The sequence below is a fragment of the Enterobacter sp. SA197 genome (assembly GCF_054131575.1).
On the sequence record NZ_CP096393.1, the window covers coordinates 3755294 to 3781412 of the forward strand.

The following is a 26119-nucleotide window of genomic DNA, read 5'->3' on the forward strand; positions in this document are numbered from 1 at the left end:
CTGATGAGGCTTCTTTCAGGTTCGTTTATGCGCCATGTCATCCTCGTCTGCATAGTGTTATTGACAGGCTGTGCCCATACCGCCAGGGATCAATGGAGCGGACAGGACAAAGCGCAGCATTTCCTCGCTTCTGCAATGTTATCGGCAGCAGGTAATGAGTATGCCAGGCACCAGGGCTACGGGGGCGATCGAGCTGCCGTTTATGGCCTGATGTTTTCTGTAAGCCTTGGGGCATCAAAAGAATTTTGGGACAGCCGCCCGAACGGAAGCGGCTGGAGCTGGAAGGATTTTGCCTGGGACATCGCCGGGGCAGCTACAGGTTTTGCCGTCTGGCAGTTAGCGGACCATTAAAGCCGTATCCCCTTTCCCTTGCGATGAAGCATCAGCGAAACAATGAACGCCAGTGCGCATAAAGCGGTCACGTACCAAAAGAAGGCCGTCTCAATCCCCATCGATTTTAGCGACAGCGCAACATACTCTGCGGAACCACCAAACAAGGCGTTCGCCACAGCGTAAGACAATCCCACGCCAAGCGCACGCACCTGGGCTGGAAACATCTCCGCTTTCAGGATGCCGCTAATGGAGGTATAAAAGCTAACGATAAGCAACGCCAACATGACCAGGGCAAATGCCGCCCACGGTGATGTCACATTCTGCAATGCACTCAGGACAGGCACGGTAAAGAGGGTAGCAAAACCCCCAAAGCAGAGCATGGAGGCACGACGGCCTATGCGATCGGAAAGTGCCCCGACAAGCGGCTGAATAAGCATAAAAACAAAAAGTGCCACGGTCATGATGACACTGGCCACGTTTGCATGCATACCCGCCGTGTTGACAAGGTACTTCTGCATGTATGTCGTGAAAGTATAAAAACTTAACGATCCACCTGCGGTAAAACCCAACACCATGATGAATGCTTTTCGGTTCCGCCACAGGCCACGCAGAGAGCCAGCATCTTTTAATGCGCAGACTTCCTGCTTTGATGTTTCATCAAGTTGCCGACGCAGCCATAACGCCACCACGGCTAAGGCCGCACCCAATGCGAAAGGGATGCGCCATCCCCATGCACGCAGTTGCTCATCTTCTAATATCTGCTGCAACACCACCACAACCAGCAGCGCCAGAAGCTGGCCACCAATCAACGTAACGTACTGAAATGAAGCATAAAAACCCTTTCGACCTTCGAGGGCGACTTCACTCATATAGGTTGCACTGGTGCCATACTCTCCTCCTACAGAGAGTCCCTGAAATAACCGGGCCAGCAACAATAATGCTGGGGCCCATGTGCCGATAGTATCGTAACCGGGTAAGCAGGCTATCACTAACGACCCCATACACATCATGCAGACGGAGATCAGCATAGACTTTTTGCGCCCATGCCTGTCAGCAATACGACCAAATAACCAGCCCCCTATCGGACGCATAAGGAACCCGGCAGCAAATACCCCTGCGGTTTGTAAAAGTTGGGTTGTGGTATTACCGGCTGGAAAAAAGATATGCGCAAAATACAGTGAACAAAATGAGTAAACGTAGAAATCGAACCATTCCACCAGGTTACCAGATGAAGCGCCAATAATGGCCCATACCCGGCGGCGCATGTCCGTCACATCTACAGTTTTGTTCTCCTGGCGAGTAGTGACCTCAGCCATTTTTCTCCCCTTTGGTCTGTTTCTCTGGGAAATCAGATTACGCCCCGACCAAAAGTAAATACAGTGTTAATGATTTGTCTGCTACCATTTCAGAATGTTAAACTGCGATCTGACCTATCCCCAGCGCGAGATATGCGCTCGTTTGCGCGCAAGATAATCTTCATCCGCCCGGATTTTATCCCACCATTGTTTGAAAATGGCTGCGGCCGCAGCTTTTACCGGATCGTTCCCGCGCTCATGGGTACTGCCATCTTTTGCATATTTTCTGCCGCCTTTGTAATTAGCGTAACGCCGTGCACGGGTATATCCCATTTGTATAAATTTGCGGGCCATATCCATGCCCACAAAATCGTCCTGCTGCCGATAGGCTTCAAATAACTGATAGATTTTTTCAGCTGATTTTGTCGCAGATTCAGGATCTTTATAACGCCACCAGGGCAGAATCTCGCTCTTATAAGGCTCGACCAGCAGTACGCCTTGCTCGCCCCGTCCTACCTGATAACACTCAGGATGCTCGCGAAAATTGATAAGGGTGAAGTCCTGATCGTAATTGAAAGATTTGCTGCTCACATCACCGCTCCTTATAGACTACGAATGAATAAGGATAGGTTATGCAGAGTACAATGGAGGACAGGAAGTAAGCGGAGAAACAAGATAGTGGCTTGTTAGCGTTTTTTGCAGCAGAAACGCAAAAAGCCCATCCGTCAGGATGGGCTCTTTACTTGTTTGATGCCTGGCAGTTCCCTACTCTCGCATGGGGAGACCCCACACTACCATCGGCGCTACGGCGTTTCACTTCTGAGTTCGGCATGGGGTCAGGTGGGACCACCGCGCTAGTGCCGCCAGGCAAATTCTTTGTGCTCTGTACGCAATCTTTTATCGCATCAGCCGCGTTGCCTGCGCTCGCAAAGTCAGTCACATACCTCAGTATGCTCCTTCCTTTCCCTCGCTGGCCGCCTTGCTGCTGCGCAAATTATTGCGCACTTAATTCTGGAATCAGCTGAAAATCGTGTCTCTCACGCCAAAACAGCTTCGGCGTTGTAAGGTTAAGCCTCACGGTTCATTAGTATCGGTTAGCTCAACGCATCGCTGCGCTTACACACCCGACCTATCAACGTCGTCGTCTTCAACGTTCCTTCAGGAGACTTAAAGTCTCAGGGAGAACTCATCTCGGGGCAAGTTTCGTGCTTAGATGCTTTCAGCACTTATCTTTTCCGCATTTAGCTACCGGGCAGTGCCATTGGCATGACAACCCGAACACCAGTGATGCGTCCACTCCGGTCCTCTCGTACTAGGAGCAGCCCCCCTCAATTCTCCAGCGCCCACGGCAGATAGGGACCGAACTGTCTCACGACGTTCTAAACCCAGCTCGCGTACCACTTTAAACGGCGAACAGCCGTACCCTTGGGACCTACTTCAGCCCCAGGATGTGATGAGCCGACATCGAGGTGCCAAACACCGCCGTCGATATGAACTCTTGGGCGGTATCAGCCTGTTATCCCCGGAGTACCTTTTATCCGTTGAGCGATGGCCCTTCCATTCAGAACCACCGGATCACTATGACCTGCTTTCGCACCTGCTCGAGCCGTCACTCTCGCAGTCAAGCTAGCTTATGCCATTGCACTAACCTCCTGATGTCCGACCAGGATTAGCTAACCTTCGTGCTCCTCCGTTACACTTTAGGAGGAGACCGCCCCAGTCAAACTACCCACCAGACACTGTCCGCAACCCGGATCACGGGTCCACGTTAGAACATCAAACATTAAAGGGTGGTATTTCAAGGTTGGCTCCACGCAGACTGGCGTCCACGCTTCAAAGCCTCCCACCTATCCTACACATCAAGGCTCAATGTTCAGTGTCAAGCTATAGTAAAGGTTCACGGGGTCTTTCCGTCTTGCCGCGGGTACACTGCATCTTCACAGCGAGTTCAATTTCACTGAGTCTCGGGTGGAGACAGCCTGGCCATCATTACGCCATTCGTGCAGGTCGGAACTTACCCGACAAGGAATTTCGCTACCTTAGGACCGTTATAGTTACGGCCGCCGTTTACCGGGGCTTCGATCAAGAGCTTCTCCTTACGGATAACCCCATCAATTAACCTTCCGGCACCGGGCAGGCGTCACACCGTATACGTCCACTTTCGTGTTTGCACAGTGCTGTGTTTTTAATAAACAGTTGCAGCCAGCTGGTATCTTCGACTGGTTTCAGCTCCGTGAGCAAGTCACTTCACCTACGCACCAGCGTGCCTTCTCCCGAAGTTACGGCACCATTTTGCCTAGTTCCTTCACCCGAGTTCTCTCAAGCGCCTTGGTATTCTCTACCTGACCACCTGTGTCGGTTTGGGGTACGATTTCGTGTTACCTGATGCTTAGAGGCTTTTCCTGGAAGCAGGGCATTTGTCACTTCAGCACCGTAGTGCCTCGTCATCACACCTCAGCGTTAAAAGGTACCGGATTTACCTGGAACCTCCGCCTACATGCTTAAACCGGGACAACCGTCGCCCGGCCGACATAGCCTTCTCCGTCCCCCCTTCGCAGTAACACCAAGTACAGGAATATTAACCTGTTTCCCATCGACTACGCCTTTCGGCCTCGCCTTAGGGGTCGACTCACCCTGCCCCGATTAACGTTGGACAGGAACCCTTGGTCTTCCGGCGAGCGGGCTTTTCACCCGCTTTATCGTTACTTATGTCAGCATTCGCACTTCTGATACCTCCAGCAGCCCTCACAGGCCACCTTCAACGGCTTACAGAACGCTCCCCTACCCAACAACACATAAGTGTCGCTGCCGCAGCTTCGGTGCATGGTTTAGCCCCGTTACATCTTCCGCGCAGGCCGACTCGACCAGTGAGCTATTACGCTTTCTTTAAATGATGGCTGCTTCTAAGCCAACATCCTGGCTGTCTGTGCCTTCCCACATCGTTTCCCACTTAACCATGACTTTGGGACCTTAGCTGGCGGTCTGGGTTGTTTCCCTCTTCACGACGGACGTTAGCACCCGCCGTGTGTCTCCCGTGATAACATTCTCCGGTATTCGTAGTTTGCATCGGGTTGGTAAGCCGGGATGGCCCCCTAGCCGAAACAGTGCTCTACCCCCGGAGATGAATTCACGAGGCGCTACCTAAATAGCTTTCGGGGAGAACCAGCTATCTCCCGGTTTGATTGGCCTTTCACCCCCAGCCACAGGTCATCCGCTAATTTTTCAACATTAGTCGGTTCGGTCCTCCAGTTAGTGTTACCCAACCTTCAACCTGCCCATGGCTAGATCACCGGGTTTCGGGTCTATACCCTGCAACTTAACGCCCAGTTAAGACTCGGTTTCCCTGCGGCTCCCCTATACGGTTAACCTTGCTACAGAATATAAGTCGCTGACCCATTATACAAAAGGTACGCAGTCACACCACGAAGGTGCTCCCACTGCTTGTACGTACACGGTTTCAGGTTCTTTTTCACTCCCCTCGCCGGGGTTCTTTTCGCCTTTCCCTCACGGTACTGGTTCACTATCGGTCAGTCAGGAGTATTTAGCCTTGGAGGATGGTCCCCCCATATTCAGACAGGATACCACGTGTCCCGCCCTACTCTTCGAGTTCACAACAGATGCATTTTCGTGTACGGGACTTTCACCCTGTACCGTGCGACTTTCCAGACGCTTCCACTAACACATTTGCTGATTCAGACTCTGGGCTCCTCCCCGTTCGCTCGCCGCTACTGGGGGAATCTCGGTTGATTTCTTTTCCTCGGGGTACTTAGATGTTTCAGTTCCCCCGGTTCGCCTCATGCCACTATGTATTCATGACATGATAGTGTGACGAATCACACTGGGTTTCCCCATTCGGGTATCGCCGGGTCAAGGGTTCATATCACCTCGCCGGCGCTTATCGCAGATTAGCACGCCCTTCATCGCCTCTGACTGCCAGGGCATCCACCGTGTACGCTTGGTCGCTTAACCTCACAACCCGAAGCTGTTTCGTAAAACGCTTCAGTGTCGTGAAAATTTGAGAGACTCAAACACGCCTGTTTTTCTTTTCTTATTACGGAGAAAAGAAACAGGGTGTTGTTTCAATTTTCAGCTTGATCCAGATTTTTAAAGAGCAAATATCTCAAACGTCACCCGAGGATGAGTTTTGAGATATATCAGCAGGTGACTTTCACTCACATACCAGCAAGTGGCGTCCCCTAGGGGATTCGAACCCCTGTTACCGCCGTGAAAGGGCGGTGTCCTGGGCCTCTAGACGAAGGGGACACAAAGTCTCAATCGCAAGACGCCTTGCTATTTACTTTTCATCAGACAATCTGTGTGAGCACTGCAAAGGCAGGTTCTTTAAGGTAAGGAGGTGATCCAACCGCAGGTTCCCCTACGGTTACCTTGTTACGACTTCACCCCAGTCATGAATCACAAAGTGGTAAGCGCCCTCCCGAAGGTTAAGCTACCTACTTCTTTTGCAACCCACTCCCATGGTGTGACGGGCGGTGTGTACAAGGCCCGGGAACGTATTCACCGTGGCATTCTGATCCACGATTACTAGCGATTCCGACTTCATGGAGTCGAGTTGCAGACTCCAATCCGGACTACGACGTACTTTATGAGGTCCGCTTGCTCTCGCGAGGTCGCTTCTCTTTGTATACGCCATTGTAGCACGTGTGTAGCCCTACTCGTAAGGGCCATGATGACTTGACGTCATCCCCACCTTCCTCCAGTTTATCACTGGCAGTCTCCTTTGAGTTCCCGGCCGAACCGCTGGCAACAAAGGATAAGGGTTGCGCTCGTTGCGGGACTTAACCCAACATTTCACAACACGAGCTGACGACAGCCATGCAGCACCTGTCTCACGGTTCCCGAAGGCACCAAGGCATCTCTGCCAAGTTCCGTGGATGTCAAGAGTAGGTAAGGTTCTTCGCGTTGCATCGAATTAAACCACATGCTCCACCGCTTGTGCGGGCCCCCGTCAATTCATTTGAGTTTTAACCTTGCGGCCGTACTCCCCAGGCGGTCGACTTAACGCGTTAGCTCCGGAAGCCACGCCTCAAGGGCACAACCTCCAAGTCGACATCGTTTACAGCGTGGACTACCAGGGTATCTAATCCTGTTTGCTCCCCACGCTTTCGCACCTGAGCGTCAGTCTTTGTCCAGGGGGCCGCCTTCGCCACCGGTATTCCTCCAGATCTCTACGCATTTCACCGCTACACCTGGAATTCTACCCCCCTCTACAAGACTCAAGCCTGCCAGTTTCGAATGCAGTTCCCAGGTTGAGCCCGGGGATTTCACATCCGACTTGACAGACCGCCTGCGTGCGCTTTACGCCCAGTAATTCCGATTAACGCTTGCACCCTCCGTATTACCGCGGCTGCTGGCACGGAGTTAGCCGGTGCTTCTTCTGCGGGTAACGTCAATCGACACGGTTATTAACCGTATCGCCTTCCTCCCCGCTGAAAGTACTTTACAACCCGAAGGCCTTCTTCATACACGCGGCATGGCTGCATCAGGCTTGCGCCCATTGTGCAATATTCCCCACTGCTGCCTCCCGTAGGAGTCTGGACCGTGTCTCAGTTCCAGTGTGGCTGGTCATCCTCTCAGACCAGCTAGGGATCGTCGCCTAGGTGAGCCATTACCCCACCTACTAGCTAATCCCATCTGGGCACATCTGATGGCAAGAGGCCCGAAGGTCCCCCTCTTTGGTCTTGCGACGTTATGCGGTATTAGCTACCGTTTCCAGTAGTTATCCCCCTCCATCAGGCAGTTTCCCAGACATTACTCACCCGTCCGCCACTCGTCACCCGAGAGCAAGCTCTCTGTGCTACCGTTCGACTTGCATGTGTTAGGCCTGCCGCCAGCGTTCAATCTGAGCCATGATCAAACTCTTCAATTTAAGTTTGATGCTCGTAGAATTAAACTTCGTAATGAATTACGTGTTCACTCTTTGAGACTTGGTATTCATTTTTTGTCCGAGGACATCAAGAGTCCATGTCACTTTGAGTGCCCACACAGATTGTCTGATAAATTGTTAAAGAGCAGTGCAACGCGGCTTTCGCTCACCGTTGCGAGGTGGCGTATATTACGCTTTCCTCTTTCAGAGTCAAGCGTTTATTTTCGCTTTTCTCTGCGGGCTTCTCAGTGAATCTCACCGGAACACCCTGCTGACCCGGCGGCGTGTGTGCCGTTGTTCCGTGTCAGTGGAGGCGCATTATAGGGAGTTATTCCGGGCTGACAAGTCTAAAATTCAAAAAAGTTATCGTTCGCTCACTTTCCAGGCAATCCATATCTATAAAGTCTGTTTTCGCCTGCTTTTTAAACAAAAACGAGCCCCAAAGGACTCGTTTTTGTAGTTCTGTTATTTACTGCACTGCGACTATCCGCCCATCTTTAACCTCAAGCTGGACTCGTTTTCCAGGAATCAGCTCGCCAGAAAGGATTTGCTGCGCCAGCGGATTCTCAATTTGCTGCTGGATAGCACGTTTCAATGGACGGGCTCCATAAACCGGATCGTAGCCATGCTCGCTCAACTGCTTTAAGGCCTCGTCAGAAATGTCGACCTCATACCCACGCTCTTCGAGACGTTTATACAGTCTTTGCAACTGGATACGGGCAATAGAAGCAATATGTTTCTCGCCCAGAGGATGGAACACCACTACTTCATCAATACGGTTGATAAATTCCGGGCGGAAACTATGGCTTACCACGCCCATGACCAGCTCTTTCATATGGCCATAGTCCAGATCACCAAAGCGTTCCTGAATTAAATCCGATCCAAGGTTCGAGGTCATGATGACCACGGTATTGCGAAAATCGACCGTTCTTCCTTGCCCGTCGGTCAGGCGGCCATCATCCAGCACCTGCAACAGAATGTTGAACACATCCGGATGCGCCTTCTCGACCTCATCTAACAGAATGACCGAGTAAGGGCGCCGACGAACCGCTTCGGTTAAATAGCCACCTTCTTCGTACCCGACATATCCCGGAGGTGCCCCCACCAGGCGAGAGACCGAGTGTTTTTCCATAAACTCTGACATGTCGATACGAACCATCGCATCGTCACTATCAAACATAAAGTTCGCCAGCGATTTACAGAGTTCTGTTTTACCCACCCCGGTTGGCCCGAGGAACAGGAATGAACCAATAGGACGATTAGGGTCAGCTAACCCCGCCCGGCTACGGCGAATTGCGTTGGAAACCGCTTCGACTGCTTCATCCTGACCAATCACCCGATGATGAAGGTCATGTTCCATCCGTAACAGTTTATCGCGTTCCCCTTCCATCATTCGCGCAACGGGGATCCCGGTCCAGCGGGCAAGGACTTCGGCAATTTCCGCATCAGTTACTTTATTACGCAGCAAGCGCATCGTTTTGCCTTCAGACTGCGTGGCGGCTTCAAGCTGTTTTTCGAGCTCAGGAATTTTGCCGTATTGCAGTTCAGACATCCTTGCGAGATCGCCCACCCGACGAGCCTGTTCAATGGCAATTTTAGCCTGCTCAAGTTCAGCCTTGATGGTCTGAGTGCCAGACAAGGACGCCTTCTCCGCTTTCCACTCTTCTTCTAATGAAGAGTATTGGCGTTCTTTATCGGAAAGCTCGTCGTTAAGCATATCCAGACGTTTTTTACTGGCATCGTCAGACTCTTTTAGTAAGGCCTGCTGTTCCAGCTTGAGCTGGATAATACGGCGGTCAAGCCGGTCCAGCTCTTCCGGTTTGGAGTCAATCTGCATACGAATGCTGGATGCCGCTTCATCAATAAGGTCAATAGCCTTATCCGGTAACTGACGGTCAGCGATATAACGATGAGAAAGCGTTGCTGCCGCTACAATCGCCGGATCGGTGATCTGCACGTGGTGATGCAGTTCGTAGCGTTCTTTTAAACCGCGCAGAATGGCAATGGTGTCTTCCACTGAAGGCTCAGCCACAAACACTTTCTGGAAACGACGCTCAAGGGCCGCATCTTTCTCAATGTACTGGCGATATTCATCAAGCGTGGTAGCCCCCACACAGTGCAGTTCACCACGTGCCAGTGCCGGTTTGAGCATGTTTCCGGCATCCATCGCACCATCGGCTTTACCGGCACCTACCATAGTGTGCAATTCGTCGATAAACAGAATGACGTTACCTTCCTGTTTAGCAAGATCGTTCAGCACACCTTTCAGACGTTCTTCAAATTCACCGCGGTATTTCGCCCCGGCCACCAGCGATCCCATATCCAGCGCCAGGACGCGACGGCCTTTTAAGCCTTCTGGCACTTCGCCGTTAACGATACGCTGCGCAAGCCCTTCGACAATGGCGGTTTTACCCACGCCAGGCTCACCAATGAGGACCGGGTTATTTTTGGTACGACGTTGCAGCACCTGAATAGTACGGCGAATTTCTTCATCGCGACCGATAACCGGGTCAAGTTTGCCCTGCTCTGCACGCTCCGTCAGATCAACGGTATATTTTTTCAAGGCCTGACGTTGGTCTTCAGCCCCCTGGTCGTTCACGTTTTCACCTCCACGCATTTGTTCAATTGCCTGCGTCACATTCGCGGTGGAAGCCCCTGCCGCTTTCAGCAGATCGGTCAGCGTTCCGCGAGACTCAAGCGCCGCCAGAACAAACAGCTCTGACGAAATAAAGTTGTCCCCACGTTTTTGCGCCAGCTTGTCGCAAAGGTTGAGTACACGTACCAGATCCTGAGAAGGCTGCACGTCACCGCCAGTACCCTCGACCTGCGGTAAGCGGCTTAACGCCTGATCGATAGCCGTACGTAACTGTCCGGCATTAACGCCCGCCGAGGTTAATAAAGGACGTACTGAGCCCCCTTCCTGATTCAGTAAGGCGCTCATTAAATGAAGTGGTTCGATGAATTGGTTGTCGTGCCCCAGTGCGAGAGACTGGGCATCGGCAAGAGCAAGCTGGAATTTATTGGTAAGACGATCCAGACGCATAACTCCCCCCATATAACAGGTCAAATTTGCTACTGGAGATTAAATGAGGTCATCCCTCAATTATTCAAGGTTGATGACCTGAATTATGTGGAAAGAAAGTGCTGCGCACTGGATCGTCTTGATTCGTTAGGTTATATCAGCCAAATGAAACTTGCCATACGGCCTGTCGTCTTGTCGCGACGATAAGAGAAGAAATCGTGCTTTTCTGTGAAGGTGCAGCGGTCGCCTCCAAAAACATGGGTGATGCCCACACTTTCAAGACGCTGGCGTGCCAGAGCGTAAATGTCTGCGTAAAATTTCTCACCTGCGGGTTTGAAGGCACTGTCGGCACGATTATCCACCGCCATGAAAGCCTCACGAACCTCCGCCCCGACTTCGAATGCATCCGGGCCAATCGCAGGGCCGAGCCAGGCGATTATGTTTTCAGGGTTATCTGTAAAACAAGCCACCGTATCTTCAAGCACACCCGCGCATAAGCCTCGCCACCCGGCATGGGCAGCTGCCACTTCCGTACCCGCCCGATTGCAAAAGAGCACGGGCAGGCAGTCAGCGGTCATGACCGCACAAACGGTGCCGGGGAGCGTGCTGTAAGACGCGTCCGCACGTTTACTGGCACAATCACCACCAGTGAGAGTTAATACAGCGTTGCCATGAACTTGCTCAAGCCAGACGGGTTTCGATGGCAACCCGCCAGCTGCATAAAGCCGCAGGCGGTTTTCTTCGACGTGTTCCAGATTATCACCGCAATGAGCACCCAGATTTAGCGAATCATAAGGCGGTACGCTGACACCACCGTGTCGCGTCGAGCTACATGCAGCCACACCTTTGGGTAGCGGCCATTCGGGGATAATCAAGTGTGTCATAGCCAGGCCACATCATCCTTATGCGTTTCAAAATCGTCGCGCATAGCGGCAATCAGCTCCACCATATCCTGCGGGATAGGCGCATGCCATTCCATCTCAATACCAGTAATAGGGTGATAGAGTCGAAGCATGGTGGCATGCAAAGCCTGGCGATCGAATTTACGCAGCTCGGTGATGAACGCTTCAGAAGCGCCCTTAGGCGGACGTGGGCGGCCGCCGTAGAGCTGGTCACCCACCAACGGATGCGTGATATGTGCCATGTGAACACGAATCTGGTGAGTTCGGCCCGTTTCCAGACGCAGGCGTAAACGCGTATGGACGCGGAAATGCTCCATGATGCGGTAATGCGTTACTGCAGGTTTCCCCATCGGATGCACGGACATGTGTGTACGCTTGGTCGGGTGGCGGCTGATGGGTTCTTCAACCGTACCACCAGACGTCATATGACCAATTGCTACCGCTTCATATTCACGGGTAATTTCGCGCAGTTGCAATGATTCAACCAAACGCGTTTGCGCCGGTATGGTTTTGGCCACGACCATCAGGCCGGTGGTGTCTTTGTCCAGACGGTGAACAATACCCGCGCGCGGTACATCAACAATAGGCGGGTAATAATGAAGTAATGCATTCAGTACGGTGCCATCGGGATTACCTGCACCGGGGTGGACCACAAGGTCGCGAGGCTTATTGATAACCAGAATATCGTCATCTTCGTAGACGATAGTCAGCGGAATATCTTGCGGCTCAAACCGTACTTCTTCCTCGATTTCAGCGGTAATGGTGACGCTTTCGCCCCCCAGAACCTTCTCTTTTGGTGTGTCCCAGAGTTTGCCATTTACCTGAACATTTTGGGCAAGGATCCACTCTTTTATGCGCGAACGCGAATAATCAGGGAACAATTCGGCTAAAGCCTGATCTAACCGTTGTCCAAGTTGTTTTTCGGACACCGTTGCGGTGAGTTGTACTCGTTGTGCCATATACAGCTTCTTCGTTAACGTTGGGTTTTACGGCTTCGCCGTATAATATAGTGTGCTATTGTAGCTGGTCTTAGTCGGGAGCAGGAAGAGACAATCTCCCGCATAAACATTTGAGGAAAGTCTAAACGTCATGACGCGCATGAAATATCTGGTGGCAGCCGCCACGTTGAGCCTGGCTTTGGCGGGTTGCTCCGGTTCAAAGGAAGTGGTGCCTGATAATCCGCCAAATGAAATCTATGCGACTGCCCAGCAAAAGCTGCAAGACGGTAACTGGAAGGCAGCAATAACGCAACTAGAAGCGCTGGATAATCGCTATCCATTTGGGCCTTACTCGCAACAGGTGCAGTTGGATCTCATCTACGCCTACTATAAAAATGCTGACTTACCGCTGGCGCAGGCTTCCATTGATCGCTTTATTCGCCTGAACCCGACGCACCCGAACATCGATTATGTTATGTACATGCGCGGTCTGACTAACATGGCGCTGGATGACAGCGCGCTGCAGGGCTTCTTTGGCGTGGATCGTAGTGACCGAGACCCTCAACATGCTCGTGATGCTTTCAATGATTTCTCCAAACTGGTTCGCGGCTACCCGCGTAGTCAGTATGTGACAGATGCCACCAAACGTCTGGTCTTCCTGAAAGATCGTCTCGCAAAATATGAATATTCCGTGGCGGAATATTATACCCGCCGTGGTGCCTGGGTGGCCGTCGTAAACCGTGTTGAGGGGATGCTGCGTGACTACCCGGATACCGCCGCTACGCATGATGCGCTGCCGCTGATGGAAAATGCCTATCGCCAGATGCAGATGAATGCGCAGGCGGATAAAGTGGCCAAAATCATCGCATCCAACCAAAGCAGCTGATGCGAGCAAAAAACTAAAAAGGCAGCCCTATAGGTTGCCTTTTTTTATTGGAGGATGTTCAGCTGAAGCGTGTTAGCGTCAGGTCATCCAGTCAACTATGACCGGTAATCCTGACTTCGACAAGCGATATTTCCCCTCTTCCTGCCCTGCCTCACAAAACCTCTTCTTTGACAAAAAGTGACAAAATAATGTGACTTTAATCACACATTTTGACATTTTTAGCGTTATGCTGGAATTACCAAGACGGAAAGACAAGAGGTAACATCTATGACAATGAACATTACCAGCAAACAAATGGAAATCACTCCTGCAATTCGTCAACATGTCGCAGACCGTCTCGCCAAACTGGATAAATGGCAAACTCACTTAATTAATCCACATATCATTCTCTCTAAAGAGCCTCAGGGCTTCGTCGCTGACGCCACCATCAATACGCCAAACGGGCATCTGGTCGCCAGCGCTAAACATGAAGATATGTACACCGCGATTAACGATTTAATCAACAAGCTGGAGCGCCAGCTCAATAAAGTTCAGCACAAGGGTGAAGCGCGTCGGGCCACCACCTCAGTGAAAGATGCAGACTTCGTTGAAGAAGAAGAATAAGTCATCACATTGCGTTAATCTGCAACGCGCCTCCGGGCGCGTTTTTTGTTGACAGAGCGAAAACAGTACGGGTACTTTACTGTTACGCACTAAAGGAAATTACCATGTATCGTGTCCCGTTTTTCTTCGCATTCTTTTTTACCTTCCCCTGACCGGGAGGCGTTTCGTCGTGTAATAAAGAATGCGAAGACGAACAATAAGGCCTCCCACACCGGGGGGCCTTTTTTATTGATAACAAGAAAGGCAACGCTATGACATCGGAAAACCCACTGCTGGATTTACGTTCCAAAATCAGCGCATTAGATGAGAAGCTTCTTTCACTCCTGGCGGAACGACGCGAACTTGCTGTTGAAGTGGGCAAAGCGAAGCTGGCCTCGCACCGACCCGTGCGTGATATCGATCGTGAGCGTGACTTACTTGAGCGGTTAATTGAGCTTGGAAAAAGTCACCACCTGGATGCCCACTACATCACCCGCCTTTTCCAGTTGATTATCGAAGATTCTGTTCTCACTCAGCAGGCACTGCTGCAGCATCATTTAAATAAGATCAACCCGCACTCTGCTCGTATCGCCTTCCTGGGGCCGAAAGGGTCCTACTCGCATCTTGCCGCTCGCCAGTATGCCGCCCGTCATTTCGAGCAGTTTATTGAAAGCGGTTGCCCAAAGTTCCAGGACATTTTTAATCAGGTTGAGACAGGTCAGGCTGACTATGCCGTGGTGCCGCTGGAAAATACCAGTTCTGGCGCGATCAATGATGTTTACGATCTGCTTCAGCATACTACTCTGTCGATCGTCGGTGAGCTGACAATCCCCATCGATCACTGCGTTCTGGTCTCAGGCTCAACGGATTTGCAGACCATTGAGACGGTTTATAGCCATCCGCAGCCTTTCCAGCAGTGCAGTCAGTTCCTGAATCGTTATCCGCACTGGAAAATTGAATATACCGAGAGCACGTCCGCGGCAATGGAAAAAGTCGCTCAGGCTGGTTCGCCACACGTTGCGGCACTGGGTAACGAGGCCGGTGGAGCACTGTATGGTCTGCAGGTGCTTGAACGTAATCTGGCAAATCAGACACAAAACATTACCCGTTTCGTGGTACTCGCCCGCAAAGCGATCGAGGTCTCCGACCAGGTGCCGGCAAAAACCACGCTGCTGATAGCCACCGGGCAACAGGCGGGGGCGTTGGTTGAAGCCCTGCTGGTGCTGCGAAACCATAATCTGATCATGACCAAACTGGAATCGCGCCCGATACACGGTAACCCGTGGGAAGAGATGTTTTACCTGGACATTCAGGCTAATCTGCACGCCCCGGATGTACAGAAAGCCCTGCGGGAACTCACCGCCATTACACGATCGCTAAAAGTACTGGGTTGTTACCCCGGCGAGAACGTCGTTCCCGTTGATCCGGCCTGATCCCTAAATCGCGGCTTCTTCATTCCTGCCACGCTGACCGGCAGGGTGAAGATAGCGCCGGAAAGGGGATAGTCTGCCACTTCCTCCGCCGTCATATTCTCCCGTGTGGTCGTAATGAACAGAGTTTTCATATCAACGCCGCCAAAACAGACCATTGTCGGACATCGTACGGGCAACCGATACTCTTCCAGCTGTTCGCCCTGAGGTGAAAAACGGGCGATGCGCCAGCCATCATATAGCGCACTCCAGTAGCATCCCTCTTCATCCATCGCTGCGCCATCAGGGATACCTTCATTCGGCTTGAATTGCCGAAACACTTCGCGCTGGCCCGGCTCACCGTGTTCATCCAGTGGGGTGCGGTAGATGACGCCATTCGGCGTATCAGAGGTGTACATCCACTGGCGATCCGGACTGAATGCCAGCCCATTGGCTCCATGAATATCGGCCTGGATAATCTGCGGTTTCAGCTGGGTATCGACACGCACTAATAGCGCACCATTGTAATCACCCGGACTCCAGAAAGTGCCCGCATAGAAGCGACCCGCGTGATCGGTGCCCCCATCATTAAAGCGCGCAAGCTGTGGGTTAGAGGGGTTATCACAGACTTTTTGCACCAGCAGGCCATGCCTGTCAGCCAGCCAGATAGCATTGCGCATGGCGACAATAAATCCGCCTTTCTCACGAAGCGCAAAGCAGCCCACCTCTTCGGGAAAGGAGAGTACGCTATGCTCCCCGGAAGCGAGATGGTAACGATGAAGTTCGCCTTCCAGTATATCAGCCCACCAGAGCGCCTGTTCCTCGTCGCTCCAGGTCGGGCATTCCGGCAAATGTCCGGTGTAGTCAAATAATGTCTGTAATTCAGCCATATCCTGCCCTCAAAAAGAAAAAGCCAGCGGCATCCCGCTGGCTTTTCAGTATATACGGCATTTTAGTTACTGGCGGCTGTCGTTCGCCTGACGCAGTAAAACGCGACTTTCATTCTGAAAACGCTTCGCATAATCACCGAACCAGTGCTCAACTTTGCGGAAGCTGTCGATAAACGCCTGTTTATTTCCCTGCTCAAGCAAGGCAATCGCCTCGCCAAAGCGCTGGTAATAACGCTTAATCAGGGCCAGATTACTTTCCGAAGACATGATGATATCTGCGTAAAGCTGCGGGTCCTGGGCAAAAAGGCGTCCCACCATCGCCAGCTCAAGACGATAGATAGGCGACGAAAGCGCCAGAAGTTGTTCAAGCTGAACATTCTCTTCCGCCAGGTGAAGCCCATACGCGAACGTAGCAAAGTGGCGAAGCGCCTGGATAAATGCCATGTTCTGATCGTGCTCGACAGCACTGATACGATGTAGCCTTGCTCCCCAGACCTGAATCTGTTCCAGGAACCACTGGTAGGCTTCCGGCTGGCGACCGTCACACCAGACAACAACCTGCTTGGCAAGACTGCCGCTGTCAGGCCCGAACATAGGGTGCAGCCCCAGTACCGGGCCTTTATGAGCCGTTAACATAGCCTGCAAGGGTCCGGTTTTCACGGACGCCAGATCGATAAGAATGCAGTCTTCCGGCAGTGGCGGGAGCTGTGCGATAACCTGCTCAGTAACGTGAATCGGCACGCTCACAATTACCATGCCAGCCTCAGCCACAATCGTCTGCGCCTGCGCCCAGTCTTCTTTTTCCAGAATGCGTACCTGGTAGCCAGAAAGCGTCAACATTTTGGCAAACAGCTGTCCCATTTGCCCCTTCCCACCGACGATGACAACGGGCCGTAGTGACGGACAAAGGGTTTTAAACCCTTTATCGTTTTCACTGGAATAGGATTCTCGCATTACCCGGCGAAGCACATCTTCAATCAGGTCCGGTGGCACGCCCAGAGACTCTGCCTCTTTACGACGAGATGCCAGCATTGAGGCTTCACGTTCAGGGACGTAGATCGGCAGGCCATACTGACTCTTAACCTCACCGACTTCCGCCACCAGCGCCATGCGGCGCGCCAGCAGCTCCAGCAGCGCCTTATCTACTTCATCAATTTGATCGCGTAATGCGGTCAGCTCTGCAACCATAACACCCTCTTAAGCCAGACGAGCCGCAAGGCTGCCACGCAGATCGTTATTTATTTCGCGCAACAAGGATTCGGTGGTTTCCCAGTTGATGCAGGCATCGGTGACCGACACACCGTACTTCATTTCACTACGCGGCTGCTCGGATGACTGATTGCCTTCATGAATGTTGCTTTCAATCATCAGGCCGATGATTGATCGGTTACCATCTTTGATCTGTGCCACAACCGACTCAGCCACAGCAGGCTGGCGGCGGTAATCTTTGTTTGAGTTACCATGGCTGCAATCTACCATCAGTGAAGGTTTGAGTCCTGCCTGCTCCATCTCTTTTTCACATTGCGCCACGTCTGCCGGGCTGTAGTTTGGTGCTTTACCACCACGTAAAATCACATGACCGTCCGGGTTGCCCTGCGTTTGCAGCAGACAAACCTGGCCTGCCTGGTTGATACCGACAAAACGGTGTGGCATGGCGGCGGCGCGCATTGCATTGATGGCGGTTGCCAGACTACCGTCAGTACCATTTTTAAATCCAACCGGCATTGACAGGCCGGATGCCATTTCACGGTGGGTCTGGGATTCCGTTGTACGCGCGCCAATAGCTGACCAGCTGAACAGATCGCCCAGGTACTGAGGACTGTTTGGATCAAGCGCTTCCGTTGCGAGCGGCAGACCCATACTCACCAGTTCAACCAGCAAACGGCGGGCAATTTTCAGACCGCCTTCGACATCAAACGAACCATCCATGTGGGGATCGTTAATCAACCCTTTCCAGCCGACGGTGGTACGGGGTTTTTCAAAATAGACGCGCATCACCAGATAGAGGCTATCGCTGACCTCTGCGGCAAGGGCTTTAAATCGACGAGCATATTCAATCGCGGTTTCAGGATCATGAATTGAACAGGGACCACAGACGACCAGCAGACGTGGATCGCGACCGGCAATAATATTCGAGATGGTCTGGCGGGACTGTGCAATTTGCGCTTCCTGTTCGGTCGATAACGGGAAAGCTGCTTTTAATTGATCGGGCGTGATCAAAACATGTTCGTCGGTGATATGTACGTTGTTCAGCGCGTCTTTTTGCATGATAGCGATCCTGTAGTGCTCATTTGCGATAGTTGATCCTCAGTGAGGTGAAGACAACCATATCACAATCAGTAAAGATTTCAATCCATATTATGTACACTTTTATTTACATTAAGAGAAAAAAGAGCAAATAATGCCCTGCTATATGTAAACAAAAATGAACACTGGCTCTTAGGCACCCTTTTCATTCTTTAACGTCAGGGTACGAGGGCGTGTATAGGGTACGGGCACGCCAGGCCGTTTCCAGACCCTGGTGACGGCGTTTATGGTTATATTCACTGACTGTATGGGAAAACAGGCTGAATTCATGAAATGTGAATATGACAAAATTCACCAGGGCCTGAGCCGGATATAATCCCTACATTATGTGCAATCGGGTGTCAGGCAACGATGTTATTTTGCCACGACCGGGCTTCAGAAAGGTTTCAGGTAGGAAGTGGATGACTTCCGGCAAGTATTCGACGCAGGCACAACCCACGTCTGCTACTGCTTCACATTGTCCTGATGCGCTTCTCCTCCTCCCTTTTGCGCAACCGCCGCTTGTTGATAGCAGGAGCCTGAATGCCGGCGCAGCGCTGCTTTTTGTCTGCCTGCTCACGCTGCCCGGGCCTGCTTCATAACCGCTATGGATGCGCTAAAGCAGAGCGGCATAAACGTTAACACCGATATATTAATGCTTGCCCGGAAGAACAAGGATGGATAAGTCATTTTCTCGCCCGACGTTTATTAGCCGTATGCGGCGCATAAGCCTTGTCAGCGTCACTATAACGATGACGCTGATCTGGTTATTGTTAAGCATCGTCTCGGTTTTCACCCTGCAACAATACGCGCGAAAAAACCTTGAGTTTACGGGTGTTGCCATGAGCCACAGCCTTGAAGCAGCACTGGTTACTGGTGATGAAGCCGCAGCCTCAGATCTGCTGACCACGTTTGGCGAACAAGGTTATTTTTCCGGGGCTGAAGTGCTGGACTGGCGCCACCGCCTGATGGCAGGCTGGAGCAAATCTCCCGATGACACCTCCGGCACCTTTAATGGGGTTTTGAGCCGCTGGCTGTTACCCTCTGCGTTAACTCAGCCGGTAATCCACAACGGTCGTTATATCGGCGAAATCAGGTTACAGGCTTTCGACAATCTCATTGGTCATTACATTCTTTTGTCGCTACTGGTGCTGACAGGCTGCATTATGTTCGCCTCTGCGATTGCCTTTCTTATTACCCGACGCCTGCATAATGGGCTCGCGGATGCTTTGCAGAATATTACTGATGTCGTTCATGATGTGCGTACCCACCGTAACTTCTCCCGCCGCGTGAGCGATGAGCGTATTGCTGAGTTCCACCTTTTCGCTCAGGATTTTAATAGCCTGCTGGATGAAATGGAGGAATGGCAGCTTCGTCTTCAGGCAAAAAATGCCCAGTTATTGCGCACCGCCTTGCACGATCCGCTCACCGGTCTGGCAAATCGTTCAGCCTTTCGCAACAACATCGCTACTCTCATGAAGGAGATGACCTCACGTGCCAGCTCCGCCCTGCTCTTTCTGGACGGGGATAATTTCAAATCCATCAATGATACCTGGGGTCATGCGGCCGGGGATTGCGTACTGATTGAAGTGGCGAGAAGGCTTATGGCATTCGCCGAAGGCCATCACCTGGTCTACCGCATTGGGGGCGATGAGTTCGCGATGATTCTGGCAGACGTTCACTCGGATGCCGATGTCCAGCGCATCGCCTCCCGGCTTTCTCTGCAATTTGCAAGCCCCATCGACCTCTGTAATGGCAGCATGGCAACCATGACGCTCAGTATCGGTTATGCTCTGACCTGGGAACATGCCACTGCCGAAAGTCTGCTGGAGCTGGCGGATAAAAATATGTATCAGGTCAAAAATCGCCGGGCCCGGTCATCCTGAGGAAAAGCAAAAAGGCGGGTGAGCCCCGCCCTTTGATTAAACTCCCTGGTGCAGGTGCTGCTGCCTGGCGTGGCGCCAGCGTAAATAGTCCATCAGTAACAGCAATACCAGGCTTACGCCCATTACCGGTAATGCCACGCCCAAAGCAAGCGCCAGACCTACCGTCAGGATCCGGCCAGGAAGGGCAAGGTTTAACCAGCACTGACTCAGCGTTTCGCCAGGGCTTACCGTTGCGCCTTCAGGACGGCGCAACCACCAGAGCCGGTAGCCCAGTATGATTGCCACGCAGAGCGCCGCGCCGAACGTTATCAGTAAAAGCTGGTTAGCCAGGCCAAACAGCACCCCCATATGAAAATCCACTCCCCAGCGCGTCAGTTTCGCCATCAGGGGATAGTCGGCAAATCGGGTGTGATCGAGGACACGATGCGTTGCACCATCTACTGCCACAGCATCAACCTGTGTTGGCCAGGATCGGTCTATTTCCGTTACTGTCCAGGCCCGTGTGGCATCACGCGGCGGTCGAATCTCAAGCTTACCGGCATGAATGCCTGCGTTGCGTGCCGTCTGTAATACCTCATCGAACAGGCGCAGCTCCATGTGTTGCGGGGGCATTACCCCTCCCCCATGATGCATGTGATGCTCAGCGTGGGGATCATGTAATTCCGCCCCTTCATTCAGCAGCGTGTTTACCTGAGGGGTCAACCAGCCGAACGCCGCACGCATTTTATCTACATTTCCCCCCGCCCATTGTGACCAGGTCAGCCCTGTCGCGGAGAAAAGCAACATCCCCGCCAGTAACCCCCATCCGAGGCCGGCATGCAGACGCCGAGTGTTTTGCAGCCGGTTATTGAGCCGCCGTTTTGGGCGGGTAAAAAACCAGAGAAGGATGCCACCCACTGCAGCTACCCACATCCAGGAGGCGGCCAGTTCGCTGTATAGGCGGCCGAAATTACCTAACAGCAGTGAGCGATGCGCGTAATCAATCCACTGGCGAAACGGCAGAATACCGCTGGTGCCATACACAGTCATATCACCCTTAACTGCCAGCGTTACCGGATCGATAAAAATTGCGCGGTTTTCTGATTCCCCAAGGAGTGGATCAGCAAACATCACCCGCGTGGTTTCACCAGCGGCCGGGGCCGGGCGTACTGCCGAAATCCTCAGCGCTTTGCCGGTAACCTCTTCAGCAACAGCTACCTGAGCCGCTAAAGCCTGCTGATTACCGGATACCGACCCCGTCAGGGCATCTTTGTAGAGGTGCTGTTCCAGCTGTGGTGAAGCAACGTAGAGCGTGCCGGTGAGCGCGGCAACAAAAATAAACGGCCCGATAAACAGCCCAATGTAAAAATGAAGGCGACGCAGCAGGTGGATCCAGGCCGCGCGCGGAGTGCAGGTCGTCATACTTTTCTTTCCTGAAAGTAAAAATTATCGCTGTGCCTGAGCACAGTTATCAGAGGAAAAAAGCAGACAGATGCGGTGGCGCGCGCGTATCAGGCCAAAGCGGCGGGAAGAGTCGCCAGTGTCGAAGCACCGGACGCGGTACAGACAGGCGTATACGACTCAGGATCAGCGAGATCAATACGACAAGTGCCAGCAGCAGGCCGGGAACATGTGCCATAAGCACGCAGTAGCCACAGGCCTCTGCATGATCGAGGGGCACGGATGCCGGCGTCATATCATGATGACCAGCCATTTCAGGTTGCACGGTCATCGACATCGAACTCATGTCATGATGCATACCAGGCATCGCGCTCATCGGATCTTTTTGCAGGGCAACGGAGATGAGTGGCGCAATGACGATAAGCAGGATCGAAAACAGGGCGAGCGCTGTCCCCGCTCGTTGCCAGATTGTCATTTGCTGTTTTTTCGTCACATATCCCCCACAACGGCGCGGGTAGTGTAAACGATTTATGGCTGAGAAGTTAATATGATCGCGCAACGACAATAAAAAAGGGCCAGCCCACAGGCCAGCCCTTTTATTCAGGATGTCGCGAAAGCGATACCTTAGTTCAGACGCTCTTTGATACGAGCAGACTTACCGGTACGCTCACGCAGGTAGTACAGTTTAGCTTTACGTACAGCACCACGACGTTTAACAGCAATGCTGTCAACTACCGGAGAGTGAGTCTGGAAGACACGCTCAACGCCTTCGCCGTTGGAAATTTTGCGAACAGTGAATGCAGAGTGCAGACCGCGGTTACGAATAGCGATAACCACGCCCTCGAATGCCTGCAGACGTTTTTTGGAACCTTCAACAACCCATACTTTCACTTCCACGGTATCACCCGGACGGAAGGAAGGTACGTCCTGCTTCATCTGCTCTTGTTCAATTTGCTTAATAATGTTGCTCATAATTTAATCTCTTATCCTGGGTAAACTGATATTCGGGGGCTTACGCCATCCCATCATGTTTATACACTTCGCTCTTCAGCCTGCCTCATCGTGAGCTGCCTTCATTCACCTCAGTCACTTACTTTTGTAAGCTCCTGAGGATTCACTCAGTTACTGCCTTGATGCATCCTGAATGCTCTCGTGTATCCGTTGCTGTTGTGCGTGTTCCTTTTTGAACTCCGCCAGCAACCTTGCTTGCTCTTCAGTCAGAGCCAGGTTTTCCAGAAGTTCAGGTCTTCTAAGCCAGGTCCGGCCCAGCGACTGTTTCAGGCGCCAGCGACGTATCTCAGCATGGTTGCCCGACAGTAATACCGCCGGTACTTCCATCTCTTCTAACACTTCAGGACGAGTATAGTGTGGGCAGTCCAGCAGCCCGTCAGCAAAAGAATCTTCCGTTGCTGATGCTTCATGTCCCAGCACACCCGGAATAAACCGGGAAACCGAGTCAATCAGCGTCATGGCTGGTAACTCACCACCGCTGAGAACGTAATCACCGATAGACCACTCTTCATCTATTTCGGTTTGGATTACGCGCTCATCTACCCCTTCATAGCGACCACACACCAGAATCAATTTCTGATTTGTTGCCAGTTCGCTCACGCCTGCTTGATCAAGCTTGCGCCCCTGAGGTGACAGATAAATCACTTTCGCGCCTTCACCCGCCGCGTCTTTTGCTGCATGAATGGCGTCCCGCAAAGGTTGCACCATCATCAGCATCCCCGGTCCGCCGCCGTAAGGACGATCGTCCACGGTACGGTGCCGGTCATGAGCGAAATCACGAGGACTCCAGCTCTGGATGCTCAGCAGGCCATTTTTTACTGCCCGGCCAGTTACCCCGTAGTCGGTAATCGCACGAAACATTTCTGGAAAGAGGCTAACGATACCTATAAACACAAGCCCATCCCCATAGTGCCGTATTTTTACCGTATATCCGGAGGTTTAAAAACCAGGATCCCAATCTACAACAATAGTTTGCGTAGCGAGATCGACTTTCTTGATAACCTGCCCATCGAGGAACGGAACCAACCGCTCCTTGATACCAAATGCATCTTTCAGGTTTGCCTTAATGACGAGAACGTCATTGGATCCGGTTTCCATCATATCGATGACTTTACCCAGACCATAACCTTCAGTGGTCACTACCTGGCAGCCCATCAGGTCTTTCCAGTAGTAGTCACCCTCTTCCAGTTGAGGCAACTGCGTGGTATCTACGACAATTTCGCAATTGGTCAGTAGATTCGCAGCATCGCGGTCATCAACACCTTTCAGTTTGATGACGATGTCCTGATTGTGGTAGCGCCAGCTTTCCAGCTCAATGCTCTGCCACTGACCCGCCTTCTGGATGAACCAGGGCTGATAGTCAAAAATGCTTTCGGCGTCTTCGGTGGAGGAAAACACTCTGAGCCAACCACGGATACCGTAAGAAGATCCCAGTTTACCCAGAACAATCGGATTAACAGGGTTCTGCGCGGCGTGTTGCTTGCTCATCATGACCACCGTGACAGATTAAGCTGCTTTGTTTGCTGCTTTGATCAGCGTAGCTACGCGATCAGAAACGGTAGCGCCCTGGCCAACCCAGTGTGCGATACGATCCAGATCCAGGCGGGTGCCTTCTTCTTTCTCGGACGCGATCGGGTTAAAGAAGCCAACGCGCTCAATGAAGCGACCGTTGCGTGCATTACGGCTGTCAGTAACAACAACCTGGTAGAACGGACGCTTTTTAGCGCCGTGACGAGCTAAACGAATAGTTACCATAACATCCTCTTGTGTGAATAAAACAACAGGCCCCGTCGAGGAACGGAGCCCGGTGTCATATTAAAAGCCCGAAAATTTTACTGATTTTTGGGGAAAATGCAATCAGCATCTCTCAAACAAGGGATATAAGGCGTATATCGGTGCAGCCAGTTTAGTTACGGCGTGCGCGCAGAAAGCGGAGCGTACACGCAGTACGTGAGCATTTCGAGCACACCCCGGGGCTAAAATGGCAAACAAGATAGCCTTATACCCTTGTTTTTAGCGGCCAGGGAAACCAGGGGGCATCATGCCTTTCATGCCGCGCATCATCTTCGCCATCCCACCCTTCTTCATTTTCTTCATCATGCGCTGCATGTCGTCGAACTGTTTAAGAAGGCGGTTAACGTCCTGCACCTGCAGGCCGCAGCCCTGGGCGATACGACGTTTGCGCGAGCCCTTGATAATTTCTGGTTTAGCACGTTCTTTCAGCGTCATCGAATTGATGATCGCCTCCATGCGTACCAGCACTTTGTCGTCCATCTGCGATTTAACGTTGTCAGGGATCTGGCCCATGCCCGGCAGCTTGCCCATCAGGCTTGCCATTCCGCCCATGTTTTTCATCTGACGCAGCTGCTCAAGGAAGTCGGTCAGATCGAAACCATCGCCCTTTTTCAGCTTGGTCGCCAGTTTCTCAGCCTGGGCGCGGTCAACTTTACTTTCGATATCTTCAATCAGCGAGAGCACGTCGCCCATGCCGAGAATACGGGAGGCGATGCGGTCCGGGTGGAACGGCTCCAGCGCTTCGGTTTTCTCGCCAACACCGAGGAATTTGATGGGCTTACCGGTGATATGACGAATAGAAAGTGCCGCACCGCCGCGGGCATCACCGTCTACCTTGGTGAGGACCACACCGGTTAACGGCAGCGCTTCATTAAACGCTTTCGCAGTATTTGCCGCATCCTGACCGGTCATCGCATCAACAACAAACAGGGTTTCGACCGGTTTGATGGTCGCATGTACCTGTTTGATTTCGTCCATCATCGCTTCGTCAACGTGCAGACGACCGGCGGTATCCACCAGCAACACGTCGTAGAATTTCAGCTTCGCTTCTTTGAGCGCCGCGTTAACGATGTCGACAGGCTTCTGGGCAACGTCGGACGGGAAGAAATCCACGCCAACCTGTTCGGCCAGGGTTTCCAGCTGTTTGATCGCCGCCGGGCGATAAACGTCCGCAGAGACCACCAGCACTTTCTTCTTGTGCTTCTCACGCAGGAATTTACCCAGCTTACCGACGCTGGTGGTTTTACCTGCACCCTGCAGACCCGCCATCAGCACCACGGCTGGCGGCTGTGCGGCCAGATTCAGCACCTGATTCTCTTCGCCCATCGCCGCAACCAGCTCGTTACGGACGATTTTGACGAACTCCTGACCCGGAGTCAGGCTTTTGTTAACTTCATGACCAACCGCTTTTTCTTTCACGCGGTTGATGAAATCACGCACTACCGGCAGGGCGACGTCCGCCTCCAGCAGCGCCATGCGCACTTCGCGCAGCGTGTCTTTAATGTTGTCTTCAGTGAGGCGTCCACGACCACTGATATTGCGCAAAGAGCGCGACAAACGATCGGTTAAATTATCAAACATTGTCTCTCGCCTGAGGTAAAACGATGGGCCGCCAGAGCGA

General features: G+C 52.3%; 21 protein-coding genes, 1 tRNA gene, 3 rRNA genes and 1 other annotated feature. Of the genes, 6 read left to right on the forward strand and 19 right to left on the reverse strand.

Annotated elements, in window-relative coordinates; all coding sequences use genetic code 11:
* Positions 1-27 precede the first annotated feature (27 nt).
* On the forward strand, positions 28-351 hold the full coding sequence (locus tag M1D91_RS17680; RefSeq protein ID WP_437434417.1) for a YfiM family lipoprotein: 324 nt from the start codon (positions 28-30) through the stop codon (positions 349-351).
* Here M1D91_RS17680 and M1D91_RS17685 read toward each other — a convergent pair.
* From M1D91_RS17685 to rluD, 9 genes are all read right to left on the reverse strand, one after another.
* A complete protein-coding gene (locus M1D91_RS17685) occupies positions 348-1649 on the reverse strand; it encodes an MFS family transporter (protein WP_437434418.1) in 1302 nt (433 codons plus the stop codon). The genes M1D91_RS17680 and M1D91_RS17685 overlap by 4 nt on opposite strands.
* A 114-nt stretch (positions 1650-1763) precedes the next feature.
* Positions 1764-2219 (reverse strand): DUF4385 domain-containing protein, encoded by a 456-nt coding sequence (locus M1D91_RS17690; protein WP_437434419.1) that lies wholly within the window; start codon positions 2217-2219, stop codon positions 1764-1766.
* A 161-nt stretch (positions 2220-2380) separates the two neighbouring features.
* Positions 2381-2496: ribosomal RNA gene (gene rrf, locus M1D91_RS17695) — 5S ribosomal RNA — on the reverse strand.
* 195 nt (positions 2497-2691) lie between these two features.
* A 23S ribosomal RNA gene (locus tag M1D91_RS17700) occupies positions 2692-5597 on the reverse strand.
* Positions 5598-5815: 218 nt separating this feature from the next.
* Positions 5816-5891 (reverse strand) — tRNA-Glu (locus M1D91_RS17705).
* An 84-nt stretch (positions 5892-5975) separates the two neighbouring features.
* A 16S ribosomal RNA gene (locus M1D91_RS17710) occupies positions 5976-7515 on the reverse strand.
* The 16S, 23S and 5S rRNA genes sit together here with 1 tRNA gene alongside, the layout of an rRNA operon.
* Before the next feature lie 466 nt (positions 7516-7981).
* A complete protein-coding gene (clpB, locus tag M1D91_RS17715) occupies positions 7982-10555 on the reverse strand; it encodes an ATP-dependent chaperone ClpB (protein WP_437433187.1) in 2574 nt (857 codons plus the stop codon).
* A 131-nt stretch (positions 10556-10686) separates the two neighbouring features.
* Entirely contained in the window at positions 10687-11418 is a 732-nt protein-coding gene (gene yfiH / locus M1D91_RS17720; RefSeq protein ID WP_437433188.1) for a purine nucleoside phosphorylase YfiH, read from the reverse strand.
* Positions 11415-12395, reverse strand: a complete 981-nt coding sequence (gene rluD / locus M1D91_RS17725) for a 23S rRNA pseudouridine(1911/1915/1917) synthase RluD (RefSeq protein ID WP_437433189.1) — start codon at positions 12393-12395, stop codon at positions 11415-11417. Before rluD ends, yfiH begins: the two co-directional genes overlap by 4 nt.
* A gap of 130 nt (positions 12396-12525) precedes the next feature.
* Between rluD and bamD the strand changes: the two genes are divergently transcribed.
* The 4 genes from bamD to pheA all read left to right on the forward strand — a co-directional run bounded on the left by bamD (position 12526) and on the right by pheA (position 15275).
* Positions 12526-13260 (forward strand): outer membrane protein assembly factor BamD, encoded by a 735-nt coding sequence (bamD, locus tag M1D91_RS17730; protein ID WP_437433190.1) that lies wholly within the window; start codon positions 12526-12528, stop codon positions 13258-13260.
* A 267-nt stretch (positions 13261-13527) separates the two neighbouring features.
* A complete protein-coding gene (gene raiA / locus M1D91_RS17735; RefSeq protein WP_437433191.1) occupies positions 13528-13863 on the forward strand; it encodes a ribosome-associated translation inhibitor RaiA in 336 nt (111 codons plus the stop codon).
* A 103-nt stretch (positions 13864-13966) separates the two neighbouring features.
* Positions 13967-14092: a sequence feature (Phe leader region), on the forward strand.
* Positions 13968-14015 carry a pheA operon leader peptide PheL gene (gene pheL, locus M1D91_RS17740; protein WP_437433249.1) on the forward strand — a complete coding sequence of 16 codons (48 nt, stop codon included), beginning with the start codon at positions 13968-13970 and terminating at the stop codon, positions 14013-14015. (Overlaps the previous feature by 48 nt.)
* Before the next feature lie 22 nt (positions 14093-14114).
* Positions 14115-15275, forward strand: a complete 1161-nt coding sequence (pheA, locus tag M1D91_RS17745) for a bifunctional chorismate mutase/prephenate dehydratase (RefSeq protein ID WP_437433192.1) — start codon at positions 14115-14117, stop codon at positions 15273-15275.
* Here the strand turns inward: pheA and M1D91_RS17750 are convergent.
* The 3 genes from M1D91_RS17750 to aroF all read right to left on the reverse strand — a co-directional run bounded on the left by M1D91_RS17750 (position 15236) and on the right by aroF (position 18409).
* Entirely contained in the window at positions 15236-16141 is a 906-nt protein-coding gene (locus tag M1D91_RS17750; protein ID WP_437433193.1) for an SMP-30/gluconolactonase/LRE family protein, read from the reverse strand. The genes pheA and M1D91_RS17750 overlap by 40 nt on opposite strands.
* A 66-nt stretch (positions 16142-16207) precedes the next feature.
* On the reverse strand, positions 16208-17329 hold the full coding sequence (tyrA, locus tag M1D91_RS17755; protein WP_437433194.1) for a bifunctional chorismate mutase/prephenate dehydrogenase: 1122 nt from the start codon (positions 17327-17329) through the stop codon (positions 16208-16210).
* Between the two features lie 9 nt (positions 17330-17338).
* On the reverse strand, positions 17339-18409 hold the full coding sequence (gene aroF, locus M1D91_RS17760; RefSeq protein ID WP_437433195.1) for a 3-deoxy-7-phosphoheptulonate synthase AroF: 1071 nt from the start codon (positions 18407-18409) through the stop codon (positions 17339-17341).
* A gap of 695 nt (positions 18410-19104) precedes the next feature.
* On the opposite strand from aroF, the gene dgcN reads away from it, so the two are divergent.
* The gene (gene dgcN / locus M1D91_RS17765) at positions 19105-20313 is read left to right on the forward strand and encodes a diguanylate cyclase DgcN (protein ID WP_437433196.1); all 1209 of its coding nucleotides are present in this window, start codon (positions 19105-19107) and stop codon (positions 20311-20313) included.
* A gap of 36 nt (positions 20314-20349) precedes the next feature.
* On the opposite strand, the gene M1D91_RS17770 is transcribed toward dgcN, so the two are convergent.
* From M1D91_RS17770 to ffh, 7 genes are all read right to left on the reverse strand, one after another.
* Positions 20350-21714, reverse strand: coding sequence for a PepSY-associated TM helix domain-containing protein (locus M1D91_RS17770; RefSeq protein WP_437433197.1), 1365 nt, complete (start codon positions 21712-21714; stop codon positions 20350-20352).
* Positions 21715-21763: 49 nt separating this feature from the next.
* A complete protein-coding gene (locus tag M1D91_RS17775; RefSeq protein ID WP_437433250.1) occupies positions 21764-22168 on the reverse strand; it encodes a DUF2946 domain-containing protein in 405 nt (134 codons plus the stop codon).
* 149 nt (positions 22169-22317) lie between these two features.
* The gene (gene rplS, locus M1D91_RS17780) at positions 22318-22665 is read right to left on the reverse strand and encodes a 50S ribosomal protein L19 (RefSeq protein ID WP_006178051.1); all 348 of its coding nucleotides are present in this window, start codon (positions 22663-22665) and stop codon (positions 22318-22320) included.
* A gap of 150 nt (positions 22666-22815) precedes the next feature.
* A complete protein-coding gene (trmD, locus tag M1D91_RS17785; RefSeq protein WP_437433198.1) occupies positions 22816-23598 on the reverse strand; it encodes a tRNA (guanosine(37)-N1)-methyltransferase TrmD in 783 nt (260 codons plus the stop codon).
* A gap of 45 nt (positions 23599-23643) precedes the next feature.
* Positions 23644-24192, reverse strand: a complete 549-nt coding sequence (gene rimM, locus M1D91_RS17790; RefSeq protein WP_437433251.1) for a ribosome maturation factor RimM — start codon at positions 24190-24192, stop codon at positions 23644-23646.
* An 18-nt stretch (positions 24193-24210) separates the two neighbouring features.
* Positions 24211-24459 (reverse strand): 30S ribosomal protein S16, encoded by a 249-nt coding sequence (gene rpsP / locus M1D91_RS17795; protein WP_437433199.1) that lies wholly within the window; start codon positions 24457-24459, stop codon positions 24211-24213.
* A gap of 258 nt (positions 24460-24717) precedes the next feature.
* The gene (gene ffh, locus M1D91_RS17800) at positions 24718-26079 is read right to left on the reverse strand and encodes a signal recognition particle protein (RefSeq protein ID WP_437433200.1); all 1362 of its coding nucleotides are present in this window, start codon (positions 26077-26079) and stop codon (positions 24718-24720) included.
* Positions 26080-26119: the final 40 nt, after the last annotated feature.

Coding starts and splice junctions, on each gene's coding strand:
- M1D91_RS17680 (WP_437434417.1), top strand. CDS start 28: ATGCGCCATGTCATCCTCGTCTGCATAGTGTTATTGACAGGCTGTGCC.
- M1D91_RS17685 (WP_437434418.1), bottom strand. CDS start 1,649: ATGGCTGAGGTCACTACTCGCCAGGAGAACAAAACTGTAGATGTGACG.
- clpB (WP_437433187.1), bottom strand. CDS start 10,555: ATGCGTCTGGATCGTCTTACCAATAAATTCCAGCTTGCTCTTGCCGAT.
- yfiH (WP_437433188.1), bottom strand. CDS start 11,418: ATGACACACTTGATTATCCCCGAATGGCCGCTACCCAAAGGTGTGGCT.
- rluD (WP_437433189.1), bottom strand. CDS start 12,395: ATGGCACAACGAGTACAACTCACCGCAACGGTGTCCGAAAAACAACTT.
- bamD (WP_437433190.1), top strand. CDS start 12,526: ATGACGCGCATGAAATATCTGGTGGCAGCCGCCACGTTGAGCCTGGCT.
- raiA (WP_437433191.1), top strand. CDS start 13,528: ATGACAATGAACATTACCAGCAAACAAATGGAAATCACTCCTGCAATT.
- pheA (WP_437433192.1), top strand. CDS start 14,115: ATGACATCGGAAAACCCACTGCTGGATTTACGTTCCAAAATCAGCGCA.
- M1D91_RS17750 (WP_437433193.1), bottom strand. CDS start 16,141: ATGGCTGAATTACAGACATTATTTGACTACACCGGACATTTGCCGGAA.
- tyrA (WP_437433194.1), bottom strand. CDS start 17,329: ATGGTTGCAGAGCTGACCGCATTACGCGATCAAATTGATGAAGTAGAT.
- aroF (WP_437433195.1), bottom strand. CDS start 18,409: ATGCAAAAAGACGCGCTGAACAACGTACATATCACCGACGAACATGTT.
- dgcN (WP_437433196.1), top strand. CDS start 19,105: ATGGATAAGTCATTTTCTCGCCCGACGTTTATTAGCCGTATGCGGCGC.
- M1D91_RS17770 (WP_437433197.1), bottom strand. CDS start 21,714: ATGACGACCTGCACTCCGCGCGCGGCCTGGATCCACCTGCTGCGTCGC.
- M1D91_RS17775 (WP_437433250.1), bottom strand. CDS start 22,168: ATGACAATCTGGCAACGAGCGGGGACAGCGCTCGCCCTGTTTTCGATC.
- rplS (WP_006178051.1), bottom strand. CDS start 22,665: ATGAGCAACATTATTAAGCAAATTGAACAAGAGCAGATGAAGCAGGAC.
- rimM (WP_437433251.1), bottom strand. CDS start 24,192: ATGAGCAAGCAACACGCCGCGCAGAACCCTGTTAATCCGATTGTTCTG.
- rpsP (WP_437433199.1), bottom strand. CDS start 24,459: ATGGTAACTATTCGTTTAGCTCGTCACGGCGCTAAAAAGCGTCCGTTC.
- ffh (WP_437433200.1), bottom strand. CDS start 26,079: ATGTTTGATAATTTAACCGATCGTTTGTCGCGCTCTTTGCGCAATATC.